The sequence below is a fragment of the Plantactinospora sonchi genome, assembly GCF_036422035.1.
GTDB lineage: Bacteria > Actinomycetota > Actinomycetes > Mycobacteriales > Micromonosporaceae > Plantactinospora > Plantactinospora sonchi.
Genome location: NZ_JAZGQK010000015.1, coordinates 22,905 through 41,245, shown reverse-complemented (window position 1 = coordinate 41,245; position 18,341 = coordinate 22,905). Strand labels below are relative to the sequence as shown.

Sequence of the window (18,341 nt, the reverse complement as noted above, 5' to 3'; positions counted from 1 at the left end):
CTCATAAGATCAACTTAGCAAGGAACGGATCCCTGCCCGTGGTTTCGGTCCGGACCGGGGCCCGGGAACTGGGACCCGTCCGACCCAGCCGTTGCGGAAAGGCATTCGAGAACGGTTCGCAAAATTGATTCGCGATTAGCGTGAATCGCCGTACGTCGGCGCGTCGAACGCATTTTCCGGGAACTGCTATATCGTGAGCGGAATCCGGCGGCCGATATGATCTCCCTGCCCTCCCAGGTCGCCGCGCGACGCTCGGAGGCGTGGGTTCCCATGGCGGTGACGGGCCGATTCGACCATTCCAACGCGGACCTGTCCCGGGTTCCCGCGCAGATATCCCGGGACAACAACGGCACGACGTTGGACGTCACCGTCGTCCTGCCCTGCTACAACGAACAGGCCCACGTCCTGGCGGAGATCGAACGGATCACCGCCGCGCTCGATACCAGCGGCCTGCGGTACGAGGTCCTCGCGATCGACGACGCGTCGACCGACGGCACCCTGCAACTCCTCCGCGAGGCGACCGGCCGCTGCCCGCACCTGCGGGTGTTGGCCTTCCACCGCAACGGCGGCTCCGGCACCGCCCGACGGATCGGCACCCTGCAGGCCCGGGGCGGCATCGTGGTCTGGACCGACGCCGACATGACGTACCCGAACGAGCGGATCCCCGAGTTCGTCCGGCTGCTGCTCAGCCAGCCGCAGGTCGACCAGGTGGTCGGCGCGCGGACCAGTGAACAGGGCAGCCACAAGTTTCTCCGGGTGCCGGCGAAGTGGCTCATCCGGAAGATCGCCGAACGGCTCGCCGGTACCCGGATCCCCGACCTCAACTCCGGGCTCCGCGCGTTCCGCCGGGACGTCTCGCTGCCGTACCTGCGACTGTTGCCGCCCGGCTTCTCCTGCGTCACCACGATCACGATGGCGTTCCTGCACAACCAGCACGACGTGCAGTACGTACCGATCGACTACGCCCGCCGGTCGGGGACGTCGAAATTCCACTTCGTCCGGGACGCCTACCGCTACATCCTGCAGGTGTTGCGGATGGTCATGTACTTCAACCCGCTCAAGGTGCTGATGCCACCCTCGCTGTGGCTGCTCGCCGTCGGCACGGCGAAGATCGGGTACGACCTGGTCGCCCATCCGGTGCGGATCGCGACCAACACCGTGCTGCTGCTCTGCGCCGGCCTGATCATCGGGGCGGTCGCCCTCCTCGCCGACCTCATCGTCCGGTCCCGGATCGACTGGCCCACCGGAAACCGCTGATGACCACCGCCGACACCACCACCGGCCCGGCCGGTGACACGGACATTGGCACCGCCGCCGACACCACTACCGGCCCGGTCCCCGGCACGACCACCCCCGCCGGGAGCGGCGACAGCGGCTCCGGCCCGCCCCGGCCCGACCGCACCGAGCGACGCGGCTGGTACGCCGTCGGCGCGCTCACCGGCCTCGTCGCGCTCACCTGGCTCCCCCGACTCGACACACCGTTCGGCGACGACCACCTGGGCCGGATCATCGGCCGGTACGCCCTGCACCTGCGGAACCTGCAGGAGCACGGGGTGCTCGGTTCACACTTCGGCGCCGACTGGGCGCCGTACGCCTCCGCGCCGTACGCCCACCACCCGCCGCTGATGAACCTGCTCACCGCGCTGACCGGCCTGCTACCCGGGGACGGGGAGTACCAGGTGTGGCTGCCGCCGTACCTGCTCGCCCTGCTGATCATCCCGGCCGGGGCGGCCCTGCTGCGCGGGCTCGGCATCCGCTGGTCCGCCACCCTGCTCGCGCTCGGCCTCACGGTCGCCACCACCTTCTACTGGGTGCACAGCCCGCTGATGATCGACCTCGGGCCGATCCTGGCCCTCTCCGCCGGGATCGTCCGGCTGCGCCGACAACCGGACCCGTCGCGCCGGCTGGTGGCGGTCACCTGCCTCGCCGCACTGCTCAGCACCCTGGTCTCCTGGCCCGGGATCGCGCTCGCCGGCGTACTCGGGATCTGGCTCGTGCTGGGACGGCGGCGCCTCGACCGGGCGGTGCTGCTGGTCGGCGCGGCCATGCTGGTCGGGGTCGCGGTCAGCCTGGTGTTTGTCGTCGGGGTCACCGGGCTGGCCCTGCTCGGCGGCCAGGCCGAACTGCGCAGCAGCGGCGGTTTCACCGTGCGGCAGTTCCTCCGCCGACAGTGGCAGTACGCCCGTGACCTGCTACCGGTCTGGTATCTCGTCCTGCTGCCGCTCGGCGGGCTCGTCGCCCTGCTCGACCGGCGGACCCGGGGCTACCTGGTGATCGCCGCCGGGTTCACCGCCGGCTGGATCCTCGGCCTCAACAACGGCGCCTTCGTGCACTCGTACTGGTCGTATCCGATCCTGGTGGTCGGTCTGGTCGGGACGGGGGTGCTGCTCGACCGGCTCGCCACCGGGTTCGCCGCCCCGGTCGCCGCCCGACGGACCGTGCTGGCCGTCGCCGGCGTCGGCCTGCTCGCGTACCTCGGGGTGCTGGCTCTCAGCCCGTTCGGGCAACGGCTGGTCACCGAACCGGCCCGGGCCGGCCGGCTCGTCGCCGACCACCGGCCGCCGGCCGACCAGCGGTACGCCTGGGTGGTCGGCAGCGGCCTGAACAGCCCGAGGTGGCTCGCCTACTACTGGAACCTGACGCCCCGGCTGCTCACCGTCGAGGAGCTGACCGCCGAGACCACCCGCCCGGACGAGCTGGTGCTGGTGGACCTGAACAGGCGCCCGAACTGGATCCCCGAGTCGGTCGGCGGGGCCGCGGTGGCCCGCGACGGACGGTACGCCCTGGTCCCGGTCGCCGCGCTCCGGGCCACCGCGGTCCGGCCCTGAGCCGGGGCGCCCGGCCGGTTGTCCGGCTACTCCGGCCGGGCGGCCACCGCCACGAGCCCGGGGCCCCGGTCCGGCCGCATCCGCTGCAGCACGGCGAACGGCGACACCGCCATCCGGATCACCCCGCCGGCGACCACGCCGCTCGGCTGCAGGATCCGGCCGGAGGTCGAGGTACGTTCCTCGGCCGTTCCGCCCTCCACGGCGTTCCCCACCGGGCCACCGGCCCAGCGGTCCCGGACCGTGTCGAGCAGGTAGCCGAGCGGCCATCCGTAGTGGACGATCCGGATCTCCGTCGCCCCGGCTTCGGTCAACCGCTGCCGAAGCCCCTCGGCGGAGTACCGCCGGTAGTGCCCGACCAGGGTGTCCCAGGCGCCGAACCGCTCCGGGTCGGCGGGCACCGAGAGCAGCAGTCGTCCGCCGGGCCGGACCAGTGGCAGCCATTCGGCGAGCGCCGCCGCGTCGTCGGCGAGATGCTCCAGCACCTCGAACGCGCAGACCAGGTCGTACCGCCCCGGAGTCGGGGCCTGCCGGTGGTCGCCGTTGCACACCCTGCCGCCGAGCGGGGAAATCCGCCGGTGCGCCACCTGGTAGCTGCGCGGATCCGGCTCGACGGCGGTGTACGTCGCCATCCGGGCCAGCCGCGTCCCGACCGCACCGAGACCGCAGCCGAGTTCGAGAATGCTGGCCGGCCGCCGCTGCGCGACGATCCGACGGACCACCTGCCAGCGCAGCGCCGCCCGGGGCGGCAACGGCGGATCCGTCACCCGGCTAGCCATCGGACCGGCTCCGCTCCGGCGCGGTGGTCGAGCCGACGTCGGCCGGCTCTCCCGACCCGGCCGACACCTCGGACCCGGGCCCGCCGTCCGGTGCCGTGCACCGGTCGGCTGCCGTCACCTGCCACGGCGGGTCGACGAGGCGGTGCCGCAGCGGCGCGACGACCGTCGCCGGACCGAACCGGTCGACCGCCCGGCACCGCGCGGCGTGGCGCAGCCGCGCGACCCGCTGCGGATCGCCGGCCAGTTCACGCAGTACGGCGGCGAGCGCCTCCGGATCCCCCGGCGGTACGCGCAGTGCCGCGTCGCCGAGCGCCCGCCGCTGCGGCCCGGTGTCCGAGGTGACGATCGCGCAGCCCGCCGCCGCGCCCTGGAAGACCTTGGTGGGCACCACCCGCAGCGCCTTCGCGGTGTCACCGAAGATGCCGAGCGACACGTGGTGCCGGGCGACGAACGCCGGCAGTTCGGCGGCCGGAATCCAGTCGTACCACGTGATCCGGGGGTTGTCGGCGGCTGCCCGCCGGCAGGCCGGCAGATCCTGGCCGGTGCCGACCATGGACACCTCGATCCGTTCGTCGGCGGCGAGCCGGGCCAGCGCCGTCCCCACCGTCACAGTGCCGTGCAGCGGGGTGAAGAGTCCGACGAAGACGATCCGCAGCCGTCCCGTCTCCGGGCCGAGCCACTCCTGGTCGGCCCTCGCCCCGGCGGCGAACCAGTCGGCTCCGGCGCCGACCGGCACCACCACGCCCCGGTCCCGGGCGTACTCCGGCAATCCGGCCAGGTGCTCCACGGTGTCCAGTACGACCACGTCGGCACGGCGGAGCGCGGCCTCGTCGATCGCCCGCATCAGCCGGTCCCGGGCGCCGCCCTGTCCGGCCAGGCCACGGTCGCGGGCCGTACCGGCGGCGGAGACGAGATGGTCGAGCACGATCGGAGTCCGGCGGAACAACCACCGGGCCAGGTGGACGTCGAAGTGCCCGAGATAGCCGACCAGCACGGCGTCGACGGCACCCGCCGAGCCACCGCGCGTCGTCCGGCGGTACGGCCTTGCCCGCGATGCCAGCGACAGCCAGCAGCGGACCAGTTTCCCGACCACCAGGGGCAGTCGCCACGGCTGCCGGAGTACGGCCACCCGACCGGCGGTGTCCAGGGCCAGCGGCACGTTCACCTCGTCAACCTGGTCACCGGCTGCCCGGAGGCCCTGCATCAGTACGCCGACCCGGGGATGTCGGCGTACGTCGTAGCTGCCGAAGACCAGCCAGCGCACGGCAAGCAGCGTAGCTTCCCGTACACCGATCAGCACGTTCCGTGGTCACTGGCGCGTCGCGGTCTCCGCCGGCAACCCGGCCGCCCCGGCGGACCCGCCCACCGGGCCCGCGGACCGGGTCCGTTCCGCCAGCACCGCGAGCGCCGGAAGGAGAAGGTCGACGACGGTCATCAGCAGCCGGGACACCACGGCGGCGACCAGCGCCACCGGCGAGGCGACGGCACCGGCCAGGAGCAGCGGCAGCGCCACCTCCCGCGCCCCGACCCCGGCCGGCGCGACCGCCAGCAGGAATCCCAGGCACCACGAACCGGCGAAGGCCCCCACCGCGACCGGCAGCAGGTCCCGTCCGGTCGCACCCGCGTCGCCCAACAGCAGCCACAGGTGCACGCCGTACGCCAGCCAGCCCGCCAACGACCAGCCGACCGACAGACCGATGCCGCGCCCACCCAACGGCCGGGGCAGCGGCTCACGACGGGCCAGCCGCAGCAGCCGGGCGAGGAGCCGGTTCAGCAACGGCGGCCAGAGCGGCACCAGGGCCGCCGGCAACACCAGCACCGTCCACCAGAACCGGTCGAACGCCCGGTCGCCCAGCACCGGAAGCGCGCCGGCGGTCACCAGCAGGCCGGTGCCGAGGACAACCAGCAGGGCGAGCAGCGCCGCCGTCGCCGACGTCCGTCCCGGCACCCGGTACGCCCGGCCGAGCCGGGCCTGGAGCAGGATCGGCCAGACCTTGCCCGGCAGGTACTTCGCCAACTGCCCGACAAAAAAGATCCGCGCCGCGCCGGCCACCGGCACCTCGGCCCCGAGGTCCGTCAGCAGTGCCCGCCAGGACAGGAAACCGCAGCCGTACGCCACGGCGGCGGCCAGCCCGGCGGACACCAGTCCACCGGCCGACAGGTCGCCGAGCACGCCACGGACCTCGTGCCACCGGCCCGCCACCGACCAGCCGAGGAACCCGAGCAGTGCGACGGTGACCACCACCTGCGCCGTACGACGCAGGACCGACCTGACCGATGTGCCCGACGTCACAGCACGGACGATAACCCGGCGGCGGCTCCCGGCCCGCCCGGCCACGCGGAACGGAACAGGGCTGGTCAGGCCACGTCCCAGACCGGCTCCGGCGTCTCCACCACCTCACCGTCGCCCTGGAACAGCACGAACCGGTCGAACGAGCGGGCGAACCACCGGTCGTGCGTGACCGCCAGCACCGTGCCCTCGAACGCCCGCAGCCCGGCCTCCAACGCCTCCGCCGAGGCCAGGTCCAGGTTGTCCGTCGGCTCGTCGAGCAGCAGCAGCGTCGCTCCCGACAACTCCAGCAACAGCACCAGGAAGCGGGCCTGTTGTCCGCCGGACAGGGTGCCGAACCGCTGGTCGCCCTGCCCCGCCAGCTCGTAGCGGGTCAGCGCCCGCATCGCGGCGTGCCGGTCCTTCCCGGCCCGGTGCTCGTCGCCCCGCCACAGCACCTCGACCAGGGTCCGGTCGGTCAACTCCGGCCGGTCGTGGGTCTGCGAGAAGTGGCCGGGCTTGACCCGGGCACCGAGCCGGGCCACCCCGCCGTGCTTCACCGGCGTCAGGGCGGCGAGCCCGTCGAGCGGCACCAGCCCCGGATCCGGATCGGTACCGCCCCGGGCGAGCAGTCGGAGAAAGTGCGACTTCCCCGTCCCGTTCGCGCCGAGTACGGCGACCCGGTCGCCGTACCAGACCTCCAGGTCGAACGGGAAGGTCAGGTTCTCCAACTCCAACCCGGTACAGACCAGCGCCCGTTTCCCGGTCCGGCCGCCGGTCAGCCGCATCCGGATGTCCTGGTCCTTCGGCGGCAGCGGCGGCGGTCCCGCCTCCTCGAACTTCCGCAGCCGGGTCTGCGCCGCCTGGTAACGCGACGCCATCCCGTCGTTGTACGTCGCCTTCTGCTTCAGCGTCAGCACCAGCTCACGCAGCTTCTGGTGCTCCTCGTCCCAGCGGCGGCGCTGCTCCTCCAGCCGGTCGTGCCGGGCCACCCGGGCCTCGTGCCAGCTGTCGAAGCCGCCCGGATGCACCCAGGCGCTGCCGCCCTCGACCGCGACCACCCGGTCGGCGGTCTGGGAGAGCAGTTCCCGGTCGTGCGAGACGTACAGCACCGACTTGGCGGACTCCCGCAGCCGGCCCTCCAGCCACCGCTTCCCCGGCACGTCGAGGAAGTTGTCCGGCTCGTCCAGCAGCAGCACCTCGTCGGTGCCCCGGAGCAGCAGCTCCAACGCGAACCGCTTCTGCTGCCCGCCGGAGAGGGTCCGTACCGGACGGGTCCGGCTCTTCTCCCACGGCAGGTCGAGGACGATCGTCGAGACGGTGTCGAAGAGCACCTCGGCGTCGTACCCCCCGGCCTCGCCCCAGGCGGCCAGCGCCTCGGCGTACCTCAGTTGGGCCTTGCCGGCCGCGCTGCTGAACTTGCCGCGGACCTCGGCGACGTGCAGCGCCGTCTCGGCGGCGGTCAGTGCCGCGCCCGCCGCCCGCACCGCCGGCGGGGAGAGCGACAGCGCCAGGTCCCGCAGCGTCGACTCGTCACCGATCATGCCGATGAACTGGCGCATCACGCCCAGCCCGCCGGACCGGGCGATGCCACCGGTACGGACCGGCAGGTCACCGGCGACCATCCGCAGCAGGGTGGTCTTGCCGGCGCCGTTCGGCCCGACCAGGGCGATCTTCGTGCCCTCGCCGACCCGGAACGACACGTCGGCGAACAGCTCCCGCCCGTCCGGCAGCGTGTGCCCCACCCCGGCGACGTCCACATAACCCACCCCGGCATCCTGCCGGAAAGGAAGGGCCCCCTGTTATCGCTTTTTGTCGAGGAAGGGCCCCCTGTTAACAGCCGACGGCGTCAACGTGTGACCCGAAACACCCGATAGCCCTTCTGGCTGGCGTGCCGCTCGACGCGCCAGCCGGCCTCGTCGAGCCACCGCTGCAGCGAGTCGCCGCCGAGGTGGCGGGCCACCACCAGCCACGCCACACCGTCCGGGGTCAGCCGGGGCAGCCAACGCCCGAGCATCTCGTGCAGCTCGGCCTTGCCGACCCGGATCGGCGGGTTGGACCACAGTTCGGCGAAGGAGACGTCGGCCGGCACCTCGTCGGGCGCGCTCACCCGGATCCGCTCGCCGAGCCCGAGCCGGGCAGCGTTCTCCGAGGTCAACTCCCGGGCGCGGACGTTGACGTCGACCGCCCAGACGGTCGCCGCCGGGGCCTGGCTGGCGAGCACGCAGGCGATCGGCCCGTAACCACAGCCCAGGTCGAGCAGCGCGCCCGAGGTCGCTGGTCCGGGCAGGTCGGCCTTGCGCAGGAGTACGGCGGTGCCTGGGTCGAGCCGGGCCGCCGAGAAGACGCCCGATGACGCGGTCAGGGCGTATTCGCGGCCCTCGACGGTGAAGGTCACCTCCCGACGCTGGACGTCGACGGCGGGTTCGGTGCTGAAATAGTGGTCCCCGGTCACGCCACGCATTCTTGCCTACCGGGTTGACCCGGCTGGAGCGGGCGGTGCTCCGGTCCGGGCGGTCACCTCCACCAACCTTGATCACCTTTGCGAACAGATGTCCCCTCTTTCGCCAGACGTGATTCATCGGCGGAAGCGAGCCTCCATTCATTTCCGTTACCCTGTGCGACATGGTTTACGGGCAGGGGCCTCGGCCGGGCGACGGAGCGCCCCGGTCCCGGCGTGATCCCGCCCAACCCCCGGACCCCGCACTGCCCGGCGAGCCGGGCGGGCCGACCGAACGGGGTGGCCGACGCCGGGCCCGTGACGAGGACGTCGAGGCGGAGCAGGGCCTTCCTCCGTTCGATCCGTCCTTCCGGGATCCGGCCGGGCCGTACGGCCGGCCCGTGGACGGCCCCCGGCGGGCCCGGCACGGGGTGCCCGATCCCGGTGACGTCGGCGCGGCCGGTGACCTTCCACGGCTCGACCGTCCGGACCGGTTGCCACCTCCGCCGGTCGGCGGACGCCACCTTGCCGGCCCTGCCGAGGCTCCCGCCGGCCTCGGCGACCGCTCGTTCCCCGGCCGCGACCCGGACGCCGGCCGTACGTCACGTGCCGGCCGTACGCCGGACGCCGGGGGCGGCGTACCCGGCGAACGATTCGGCTCCGGCGGCCGGCCCGTCTCCGGCGCCCCGAACCGGTCCGGCGATCAGCCCCACCCGCTCGGAGGGTCCTTACCCGGTCGTCAGGCTCACCCGGAGGAGCAGCCGGTCACCGGCAGACGCGCCCGATCCGAGGAGCAGCCGGGCACCGGCAGACGCGCCCGCCCGGACGAGCCGCCCGTGACCGGACGACGGGGCCGACCCGACGGGCCACCGGTGGGGGGCCGACGCGCCCGCCCCGATGATGAGCCCGGCTTTGACGGTCGACTCGTCGCCGGCGAACGGGCATCGTCCGCCGTCCGATCCTCGGACCCCAGATCGTCCGGCGTCCGGTCCGAGGCCGAACGTTCCCCGGCCCCTCGGGCGTCGTCGCCTCCGCCTGGACGGCGACCGTCCACCGGGGACTCGCCGCACCTCGCCGGGGACGCGACCCCGGGCGGCCGACGACGAGCCCGTCCCGAACCGAGCGGCCCCGTCGAGCCTGCCGGGCGCCCCGACCGGATGGCGCCCAACGCTCCCGGTCCCCAGCCGAACCCGGTACCCCGGCAACGCCGTGGCGCCTCGGCCGACCCGAGCCTCCCGCCTCCCCTCGGACCGGACCTGCCACCGCCGCCGGGCCGACGCAGGGCGGCCGCTGACCCGTCAGCACCACCACTGGTCCCCGGCCCGAACGGACGCCGGGCCGACCGGGGCGCCCGACCCGCGCCCTCGTCGGGGCGACCGCCGGTGTCCCCACCGGCCGGCCCGGACGCGCCGGGGCGATCCGCCGGGGGACACGGCCTGCCCGACCCGGTCGCCCGGCGACCCGACGACCCCCGTGGCCCGGCCGGTACCCGGCGACCCGACGACCCCCGTGGCCCGGCCGGTACCCGGCGACCCGACGACCTCCGCGGCGGTCCGGTCGGCGCCCGTCGGCCCGGCCCGCCGCCAGACGACGCCCACGGTCCTGTCACGACCCGTCGACCCGGACCGCCAACCGACGACCCCCGTGGCCCGGCCGGAGGCCGTCGGCCCGGATCGCCGCCGACGCAGTCCCGGCAGCCGACGCCGCCGGGTCAGCCACGCCCCGGCGACCGTTCCGCCGCCGACGCCGCCCGCCCGGTTGGCGATCCCGAACGACGGGGCCGCCCCGAGGCCGGCCCCGGGCGGCGTTCCGGCCCGCCCCGCACACCACCGGCGGACCGGGTACCCGGCTCACCCGCCGGACCCCGATCGGGGCCTCCGGGCGGACCCCGACCCGTGCCGCCCACCGGCTCACCCACCGGACCCCGGTCCGGTGTGCCCGCCGGACCTCACCCCGGTCCACGACCGCCGACCGGCCCACCCGCCGGACCGCGCTCCGGACCGGCTCCCGCGCCCCGGTCCGGGCCACCCACCGGCTCACCCGCCGCGCCCCGGTCCGGCTCACCCGCCGGGCCCCGGTCGGGGCCGCCCACCGGACCCGGCTCCGGGCCACCTGTCGCGCCCCGCTCCGGCCCACCCGGTGGCGCGAGGCTCGGCCCACCGGCCGAACCTCGCTCCGGCCCTCCGGCCGGCGTACGCCCGGCACCGCCGAACGCTCCCCGACCGCCGGCCGGGGACGGGAAGCCAGCGGCGAACCGGCCACCACAACGGCCCGGTGCGGCGGCCGCCCCGGGCCAGGCGCCTCCGGTCCGCAGACCGGACACCGCGCCCGGCACGCCCGCCGGCACCCCGACCCCGGCCGGCACGGCGGCAGGGCCGGACGAGGCCCGGAAGAAGCCACAGACGTCCAAGCGGACCTGGCAGTGGGTCGTCGGTTCGCTCGGTGTCCTGGTGCTGCTCGGCCTCTGCGGGCTCAGCGGGTACTTCGTCCTCGCCGACCAGGGGTACGGAGAGGACAGCCGGCCCGCTGACGGCGCCGCCGCCCCGGCCGGTCCCCGGGACATCAGCTCACGGGCCGCCGATCCGACGCCGCTCACCGTCGAGGAGGTGTTCCCGGGCAAGCAGGTCGTGGTGGATGCCGAGGAATCGGCGTACCCGGTGCGCAAGACGCAGGTCTCGGAGGACTGTGAACTCGTCGCCGACGGCGAGATCAGGGAACTCCTGCTGAGTCTCGGCTGCAGCCAGTTCGTCCGGGCCACCGTGCTGTCCCCGCCGGAGACCTATGTGGCCACGGCCGGGATCGTCAACCTCGCGGACCAGGCCGGGGCGACATCCGCACACGAGAAGATCAAACCCATCGTGGACGGCAAGAAGGGCCGCTTCCTCGGCATGGCCGCCGGTAAGGACACCGAGAGCGTCGAGTCGCGCTCGGCCCAGGTCGGCTGGCACGTACGCGGGCACTACCTGATCTACTGCGTGGTGGCCCGGACCAACGGGGGAACCATCGGCACCGACGACCCGTTCGCCCGTCAGGTCATGTTGGACATGATCGAGGTGTACCTGCGGGGCAAGGTGCTGGATCGCCGGGTGACCGCCCCCACCACTCCGCCCGCCGACGTCGAACCCAGCCAGCCCAACTGACCCGGTCGCGCCGGCCGTACATCCGGTACAGGTCAGGCGGAGCTGGTGATACGCAACCGCCGGGTCCGTGAGGCCCGGTCGGCGTACCCGGCCGGGTCCTCGGGATAGCCGACCTCGACCAGGGTCAGCCCGTGGGCCGCCACGACGCTCACCTCACTGGCCCGTTCCCGACGGTCGAGCAGACCACCGGGCCAGTCCACCGGCCGTCGACCGTCCCCGGCCACCAGCATGGCGCCGACCAGGCTCCGCACCATCGACTGGCAGAACGCGTCCGCCTGCACGGTGGCGACCAGTACGCCGTCCGGGTCACGTCGCCAGTCCAGGCGGGTGACCTCCCGTACCGTCGTCGCGTGTTCCTTACGTCGGCAGTACGCGGCGAAGTCGTGCTCCCCGACCAGTCCCGCCGCGGCCTCGTTGAGCGCCGCCAGGTCCAGCGGACGCGGCCAGGCGAGGATCTCGTGCCGCCGCAACGGCTCGGCACCGTACGGCGCGTCCGTGACCCGGTACTCGTACCGCCGGAACGTCGCCGAGAAGCGGGCGTCGAACGCGGCCGGTACCTCGGTGAGGGCACGTACCCGTACGTCGGTGGGGAGCAGTCGGGCCAGCCGGCGCAGCAGGGTCCCGGTGTGCTGCTGCCAGAGCGCGGTGGGCAGGTCGACGTGGCAGACCTGCCCGGTGGCGTGCACACCCGCGTCGGTCCGGCCGGCCACGGTCAGGCCGGTCGCCCGGTCCGCGCCGAGGACCAGGGCGAACGCCTCGGTCAGCACCCCGGCGACGGTACGTTGACCGGGCTGCGCGGCCCAGCCGGAGAAGTCGGTGCCGTCGTAGGCGACGTCGAGCCGTACCCGGGTACGCAACTCCACCTCGGGTTCCACGTGCCACCTCGTGCTCAGTCGACAGGTTTCAGGAAGGGATGAACAGGTGCGGCCGGCGCGGGAAAGGCCGCGGCCCGACATCCCCGTGGGGAATGCCGGGCCGGGCAGTGTCCGTAGACTTCAGGACTTCGAGTTGTCCGCCTCGTCGGTGTCCTCGCGGGCCTGCGCGGTGTCGCCGGAGACCGACGCCGGAGCCTCGGCGTCCTGGTCGGTCGGAGCGGAGGACGACTGCGGGGTCTCCTCCTCCGGGGCCAGCGCCTCGACCTTGTCCTGCTGCGCCGCCTTGCGCGCGGCCGTCTTCTTGGCCGGGGCCGCCGGGGCCACGGTCAGCTCCTCGACCAGCTCGATGATCGCCATCGGGGCGTTGTCGCCCTTGCGCGGCACCGTCTTCACGATCCGGGTGTAGCCACCGTTGCGGTTGGCGAACCGGGGCGCGATCTGGTCGAACAGCGCGAAGACCACGTCCTTGTCCCGCACCACGGTCAGCACCCGGCGACGGCTCGCCAGGTCGCCGCGCTTGGCCTTGGTGATGAGCTGCTCCGCGAGCGGACGCAGCCGCTTGGCCTTGGTCTGGGTCGTGGTGATCCTGCCGTGCTGGAACAGCGCGGTGGCCAGGTTGGCCAGAATCATCCGCTCGTGCGCGGGGCTACCGCCGAGGCGGGGGCCCTTGGTGGGCGTGGGCATTCTTGGTGCTCCTCAGTAGTGGGTGGCCGGATATCCAGTGGGTGGCCGGATGTCCGGCTAGCCCCGGATCAAAGCTGCTCGGTCTCGCGGTAGTCGTCGGTGTCGTAGTCGGCCTCGCCGAAGGTGTCCACGACGTGCGCCGGGTCGAAGTTGGGCGCCGAGTCCTTCAGCCCCAGCCCCATGCCGGCGAGCTTCATCTTGACCTCGTCGATCGACTTCTGACCGAAGTTCCGGATGTCGAGGAGATCGGCCTCGGTACGCCCGATCAGCTCACCAACCGTGTTGATGCCCTCGCGCTTGAGGCAGTTGTACGACCGGACGGTCAGGTCCAGCTCCTCGATCGGCAGCGCCAGATCGGCAGCCAGCTGCGCGTCCTGCGGCGACGGGCCGATGTCGATGCCCTCGGCGCTCTCGTCCAGCTCCCGGGCCAGCCCGAAGAGCTCGACCAGGGTGGAGCCGGCGGAGGCGAGCGCGGTACGCGGCCCGATCGACGCCTTGGTCTCGACGTCGATGATCAGACGGTCGAAGTCCGTGCGCTGCTCGACACGGGTGGCCTCGACGCGGTAGGTGACCTTCAGCACCGGCGAGTAGATCGAGTCGACCGGGATCCGGCCGATCTCGGCTCCGGCCTGCTTGTTCTGCGCCGCGGTGACGTAGCCCCGGCCCCGCTCGACGGTCAGCTCCATGTCGAGCCGGCCCTTGCCGTTGAGGGTGGCGAGCTTCAGGTCGGGGTTGTGCACGGAGACCCCGGCCGGCGGCTGGATGTCACCGGCGGTCACGTCGCCGGGGCCCTGCTTGCGCAGGTACATGCTGACCGGCTCGTCGTGGTCGGAGCTGACGCAGAGCTCCTTGACGTTCATGACGAGCTCGACCACGTCCTCCTTGACGCCGGGGATCGTGGTGAACTCGTGCAGCACGCCGTCGATCTTGATCGACGTCACGGCCGCGCCCGGGATGGACGACAGCAGCGTACGACGCAGCGAGTTGCCCAGGGTGTAACCGAAACCCGGCTCGAGCGGTTCGATGGTGAACCGGGAGCGGGTCTCGCTGATCGACTCCTCGGTGAGGGTCGGCCGCTGGGTGATGAGCACTGTGTTTCTCCTTGGGTCGGGGCGCCCGCCATATGACGCCCGAACTGTGGCGCCCGGTGCCTGCCGCCTCGGCGGCAGGCACCGGGTTGCCCAAAAACTACTTCGAGTAGAGCTCGACGATCAGCTGCTCCTGGACCTGCGTGTCGATGACCGCGCGGGCCGGGAGCGTGTGGACGAGCACCTTCATCTGGCTGGGGATGGCCTCCAGCCACGCCGGCACCGTCTTGGAGCCGGCCTCGGCCTGGGCCACCAGGAACGGGGTCATCTCCTTGGACTTGCCCCGGACCTCGACGATGTCGTGCTCCTTGACCCGGTACGACGGGATGTCGACCTTCTTGCCGTTCACCGTCAGGTGGCCGTGCTTCACGAGCTGACGCGCGTGGTCACGGGACTTGGCCAGGCCGGCCCGGTAGACGACGTTGTCGAGCCGCGACTCGAGGATCTGGAGGAGGATCTCGCCGGTCTTGCCCTTCTTGGCGACGGCCTCCTCGTAGTACCCGCGGAACTGCTTCTCCAGCACGCCGTACACGCGGCGGGCCTTCTGCTTCTCACGCAGCTGGAGCAGGTACTCGGTCTCCTTGGTACGACCCCGGCCGTGCTGTCCGGGCGGGAAGGGCCGGGACTCGAACGGGCACTTCGGGCCATCGCACTTGCTGCCCTTGAGGAACAGCTTCATCTTCTCCCGACGGCAGCGACGGCAGTCGGGACCGGTGTAACGAGCCATCTTTGTCTACTACCTCTCAGACCCGACGACGCTTCGGCGGACGGCACCCGTTGTGCGGCTGTGGCGTGACGTCGGCGATCTGGCCGACCTCCAGGCCCACGGCCTGCAGCGAACGGATGGCGGTCTCCCGGCCGGAGCCGGGTCCCTTGACGAACACGTCGACCTTGCGCATGCCGTGCTCCATCGCCCGTCGCGCGGCGGCCTCGGCGGCCAGCTGGGCGGCGAACGGGGTCGACTTGCGGGAACCCTTGAAGCCGACCTGGCCGGCGGAGGCCCAGGAGATGACGGCACCGGTCGGGTCCGTGATCGAGACGATGGTGTTGTTGAACGTGCTCTTGATGTGCGCCTGCCCGTGGGCGACGTTCTTGCGTTCCTTGCGCCGGACCTTCTTGACGGCGGCCCCGGCGCGAGCCTTCGGTGGCATAAGTCTGTGCGCTCCTATTTACTTCTTGCCGGGCTTCTTCTTGCCGGCGACGGTCCGCTTCGGGCCCTTCCGGGTCCGGGCGTTGGTACGGGTCCGCTGGCCACGGACGGGCAGACCCCGGCGGTGCCGGATACCCGCGTAGCAGCCGATCTCGACCTTGCGGCGGATGTCTGCGGCGACCTCGCGGCGCAGGTCACCTTCTACCTTGAAGTTGGCCTCGATGTGGTTCCGGAGCTGCAGCAGCTCCTCGTCCGTGAGGTCCTTGGCGCGCTTGTCCGGGGAGATGCCGGTGGCGGCGAGCGTCTCAAGCGCCCGGGTCCGTCCGACCCCGAAAATGTAGGTGAGCGCGATCTCCATCCGCTTGTCGCGGGGGAGGTCGACGCCGACTAGCCGTGCCATGTGCGGGCGTACTCCTCGTGGTTTTCGCGGAGGTCTGGACCCGCCCCACCCCGCCTGCCCTGAACCGGCGGGCCCCGGCCTCCGACCGGGGGTCAGCCACGACTGGCGGTCACGCGGGGTGAACTCGCTGCTCGCGGCTGGGACGAGCTTGTGTTGTTGTACGGGATCTACGGCCCGGGTGGCCACGACGCCTCGCCGGCCTGTCGCGGCCGGCGAACGTGGTTCAGCCCTGGCGCTGCTTGTGGCGCGGGTCGGTGCAGATCACCATGACCCGGCCGTGCCGACGGATCACCCGGCACTTGTTGCAGATCCTCTTGACGCTCGGCTTGACCTTCACGGTTGCCTTACTTCCCATCTGTACCCGGCAGCGCGACGCCGTCGAGTCTTGAGGACGGACACGGTTGTCCGGTCGTCGTCAGGCGAACCCCTCCGGACCGGCCAGCGGCCCGGCGACGTTCACTTGTAGCGGTAGACGATCCGCCCGCGGCTCAGGTCGTACGGCGAGAGTTCGACGACGACCCGGTCCTCGGGCAGGATGCGGATGTAGTGCTGCCGCATCTTGCCGCTGATGTGAGCCAGCACCTTGTGGCCGTTGGCGAGCTCCACCCGGAACATGGCGTTCGGGAGAGGCTCGATGACCCGGCCTTCCATCTCGATGGCTCCGTCTTTTTTCGGCATGTCCTCCGCTGTCCTGACGTCGGTTACTCCGGACGGCTCACAACGTCTTCCTGAATGTGATCACTCAGGCCAGCCGCGGACCCCGACTCCCACCGAAGCGCAGGTGGGCATGCCGGAGTGGACGCTGTGCGCCGATCAGCCAGTGTACGCGCGCTCGCGCAACAGCGCCAACCCGAGGTGGCACGGGTTGGCCGATCGGACGAATCCGACTATATCAGGCAGTCTCCTGCTCGCCTGACCGCTCACTCCGACGACGGTCCCGGCGCTCGGCCTTGGCCTGCTCCCGGGCGGCCCGACGGGCGGCCCGACGCTGCGGCTCACCGTTGGCGAGGCCGGACACCGTCACCACCAGCAACACCACGCCCCACGGACCGGCGACCCAGCCGGGCCAGAAGTAGTTCACCTCGCCGGCCATCACACAGGTGATCGCCCAGATCCCGACGACGATCCCGACCGTGCTGAAGAAGGCGCCCCAGGTCTCCCTCAGCCAGTCCCGCACCACCGTCCCCGGGGGCGGGGGCGGAACGGCCGGGGTGGGCGGGGCGACCGGCACCGGACCGCCCGTCGTCGCCAGTTGCGCCCGGTCCGCCGCCACCGGGGCGGGCAGGTCGTCGAGCAGCCCGTTCAGGTCGCCGTACGTCTTCGCGGCGTAGGTCCGCTGGAGTCGGTCGTCGTACTCGTTCAGGTCGAGCCGGCCCTCGTCCAACGCGCGTCGGAGTCGTTCGGCGACCGCCGCCCGGTCCGAGTCCGCGGCCCGCATCCGGTCCCGCTGCTCCATGTCTGAGAGTTTGCCATCACCGGGCCACCCGGCCCACCACAGCTTGATCAACCTGCTGGTCCCGCCAAACCCGGCATCCCGGTCCGGCCTGCCCCCGTCACGTCAGCCGGCCGGACGCCGTCGCCCGGCCGGGCGCGGACCCGGAACCCGGCCGGCCATCCGATCCACAACCGTAGGACCGGCGAGATCGAGACCGTCCGCAGCTCGGCGCGGTCAGCCCGACGCCGCCGATCGGGCGAAACCAGACCTCGGGAACCCGGCGCGACCGGTCAGCCCGACGCCGGTCGGCCGGGCGGAACCAGACGTCGGGAACCCGGCACGGCCGGTCAGCCCGACGCCGCCGAGCGGGGGCGGAACCGCCGGCGCCGGACTCAGCCGGTCGGCGTGGAAGGGGCCGACTCGCGGGCGGTGACCAGGTCACCGAGCCGGGCCCGGCCGCCGTCCGGCGCGGTCAACACCCAGACACCGTCGTCGAGCAGGGCCATCGAGTGTTCGACGTGGGCCGCGATCGACCCGTCCCGGGTGACCACCGTCCAGCCGTCGTCGAGTTCGACGGTGCGGGGCGAGCCCATCGTGATCATCGGCTCGATCGCCAGCGCCAGCCCGGGCACCAGACGCGGTCCACGTCCCGGCCGACCGTGGTTGAGCACGTGCGGGTCCTGGTGCATCTCCGTACCGATGCCGTGCCCGCCGTAGCCCTCGACGATGCCGTACCGGCCGGCGGCCCGGACCGCACGCTCCACCGCGAACGAGATGTCGGTCAGCCGACCCCGGCGGTTGAGCATGCCGCGGGCGGCGGCGGCGATCCCGGCCCACATCGCGTCCTCGGCGACCTCGGCCATCTTGAGCAGCTCGGGGCGGACCTCGCCGACGCCGACGGTGATCGCCGCGTCGCCGTGCCAGCCGTCGAGTACGGCACCGCAGTCGATGGAAATCAGGTCCCCCTCCCGGAGCACCTGGTCGGGTGCCGGGATCGCGTGCACGACCTGCTCGTTGACGGACGAGCAGATCGTCGCCGGGAAACCGTGGTAGCCCTTGAACGACGGGACGGCACCGGCGCCGCGGATCACCGACTCGGCGATGGCGTCGAGATCGGCGGTGGAGACGCCGGGTGCGACCGCAGCCCGCATCCGGGCCAGGGCGTCCGCGACAACCAGCCCGGCGGCCCGCATGAGCGCGATCTGCTCCGGGGTCTTCAGCTGGATGTCCAGCTGGTGACGGCGCATGGAACCAGC

General features: G+C 72.6%; 18 protein-coding genes. 3 read left to right on the top strand and 15 right to left on the bottom strand.

Features of this window, described 5'->3' with window-relative positions; genetic code table 11:
* The first annotated feature begins 276 nt into the window (after positions 1-276).
* Both V1633_RS18115 and V1633_RS18110 read left to right on the top strand, forming a co-directional pair.
* Positions 277-1,257, top strand: a complete 981-nt coding sequence (locus tag V1633_RS18115) for a glycosyltransferase family 2 protein (RefSeq protein ID WP_331215517.1) — start codon at positions 277-279, stop codon at positions 1,255-1,257.
* Complete coding sequence (locus V1633_RS18110; RefSeq protein WP_331215516.1) at positions 1,257-2,828, top strand: hypothetical protein; 1,572 nt, start codon at positions 1,257-1,259, stop codon at positions 2,826-2,828. Before V1633_RS18115 ends, V1633_RS18110 begins: the two co-directional genes overlap by 1 nt.
* Before the next feature lie 26 nt (positions 2,829-2,854).
* Here the strand turns inward: V1633_RS18110 and V1633_RS18105 are convergent, their stop codons facing one another.
* The 5 genes from V1633_RS18105 to V1633_RS18085 all read right to left on the bottom strand — a co-directional run bounded on the left by V1633_RS18105 (position 2,855) and on the right by V1633_RS18085 (position 8,328).
* Complete coding sequence (locus V1633_RS18105) at positions 2,855-3,604, bottom strand: class I SAM-dependent methyltransferase (RefSeq protein ID WP_331215515.1); 750 nt, start codon at positions 3,602-3,604, stop codon at positions 2,855-2,857.
* On the bottom strand, positions 3,597-4,868 hold the full coding sequence (locus V1633_RS18100; protein WP_331215514.1) for a glycosyltransferase: 1,272 nt from the start codon (positions 4,866-4,868) through the stop codon (positions 3,597-3,599). The genes V1633_RS18105 and V1633_RS18100 overlap by 8 nt, the downstream gene beginning before the upstream one ends.
* Positions 4,869-4,913: 45 nt before the next feature.
* Complete coding sequence (locus tag V1633_RS18095; protein ID WP_331215513.1) at positions 4,914-5,897, bottom strand: lysylphosphatidylglycerol synthase domain-containing protein; 984 nt, start codon at positions 5,895-5,897, stop codon at positions 4,914-4,916.
* A gap of 65 nt (positions 5,898-5,962) precedes the next feature.
* On the bottom strand, positions 5,963-7,642 hold the full coding sequence (locus V1633_RS18090; RefSeq protein ID WP_331215512.1) for an ABC-F family ATP-binding cassette domain-containing protein: 1,680 nt from the start codon (positions 7,640-7,642) through the stop codon (positions 5,963-5,965).
* A gap of 80 nt (positions 7,643-7,722) precedes the next feature.
* Entirely contained in the window at positions 7,723-8,328 is a 606-nt protein-coding gene (locus V1633_RS18085) for a class I SAM-dependent methyltransferase (RefSeq protein WP_331215511.1), read from the bottom strand.
* A 2,435-nt stretch (positions 8,329-10,763) separates the two neighbouring features.
* Between V1633_RS18085 and V1633_RS18080 the strand changes: the two genes are divergently transcribed.
* Positions 10,764-11,453: a hypothetical protein gene (locus tag V1633_RS18080; protein WP_331215510.1), complete on the top strand. Its 690-nt coding sequence runs from the start codon at positions 10,764-10,766 to the stop codon at positions 11,451-11,453.
* A 32-nt stretch (positions 11,454-11,485) separates the two neighbouring features.
* On the opposite strand, the gene truA is transcribed toward V1633_RS18080, so the two are convergent.
* From truA to map, 10 genes are all read right to left on the bottom strand, one after another.
* Positions 11,486-12,316 (bottom strand): tRNA pseudouridine(38-40) synthase TruA, encoded by an 831-nt coding sequence (truA, locus tag V1633_RS18075; RefSeq protein ID WP_331215588.1) that lies wholly within the window; start codon positions 12,314-12,316, stop codon positions 11,486-11,488.
* Between the two features lie 132 nt (positions 12,317-12,448).
* Entirely contained in the window at positions 12,449-13,012 is a 564-nt protein-coding gene (rplQ, locus tag V1633_RS18070; protein WP_331215509.1) for a 50S ribosomal protein L17, read from the bottom strand.
* Between the two features lie 68 nt (positions 13,013-13,080).
* Positions 13,081-14,103 (bottom strand): DNA-directed RNA polymerase subunit alpha, encoded by a 1,023-nt coding sequence (locus V1633_RS18065; RefSeq protein WP_331215508.1) that lies wholly within the window; start codon positions 14,101-14,103, stop codon positions 13,081-13,083.
* 97 nt (positions 14,104-14,200) lie between these two features.
* Positions 14,201-14,827, bottom strand: a complete 627-nt coding sequence (gene rpsD, locus V1633_RS18060; protein ID WP_331215507.1) for a 30S ribosomal protein S4 — start codon at positions 14,825-14,827, stop codon at positions 14,201-14,203.
* 16 nt (positions 14,828-14,843) lie between these two features.
* Positions 14,844-15,251, bottom strand: a complete 408-nt coding sequence (gene rpsK, locus V1633_RS18055) for a 30S ribosomal protein S11 (RefSeq protein ID WP_030329919.1) — start codon at positions 15,249-15,251, stop codon at positions 14,844-14,846.
* Between the two features lie 18 nt (positions 15,252-15,269).
* On the bottom strand, positions 15,270-15,650 hold the full coding sequence (gene rpsM, locus V1633_RS18050; RefSeq protein ID WP_331215506.1) for a 30S ribosomal protein S13: 381 nt from the start codon (positions 15,648-15,650) through the stop codon (positions 15,270-15,272).
* A 223-nt stretch (positions 15,651-15,873) separates the two neighbouring features.
* A complete protein-coding gene (rpmJ, locus tag V1633_RS18045) occupies positions 15,874-15,987 on the bottom strand; it encodes a 50S ribosomal protein L36 (RefSeq protein ID WP_012184307.1) in 114 nt (37 codons plus the stop codon).
* Between the two features lie 119 nt (positions 15,988-16,106).
* Entirely contained in the window at positions 16,107-16,328 is a 222-nt protein-coding gene (gene infA, locus V1633_RS18040; protein WP_123554963.1) for a translation initiation factor IF-1, read from the bottom strand.
* A 214-nt stretch (positions 16,329-16,542) separates the two neighbouring features.
* Complete coding sequence (locus tag V1633_RS18035; RefSeq protein ID WP_407952049.1) at positions 16,543-17,106, bottom strand: DUF1707 SHOCT-like domain-containing protein; 564 nt, start codon at positions 17,104-17,106, stop codon at positions 16,543-16,545.
* A gap of 371 nt (positions 17,107-17,477) precedes the next feature.
* A complete protein-coding gene (map, locus tag V1633_RS18030) occupies positions 17,478-18,332 on the bottom strand; it encodes a type I methionyl aminopeptidase (protein WP_331215505.1) in 855 nt (284 codons plus the stop codon).
* Between the last annotated feature and the right edge of the window lie 9 nt (positions 18,333-18,341).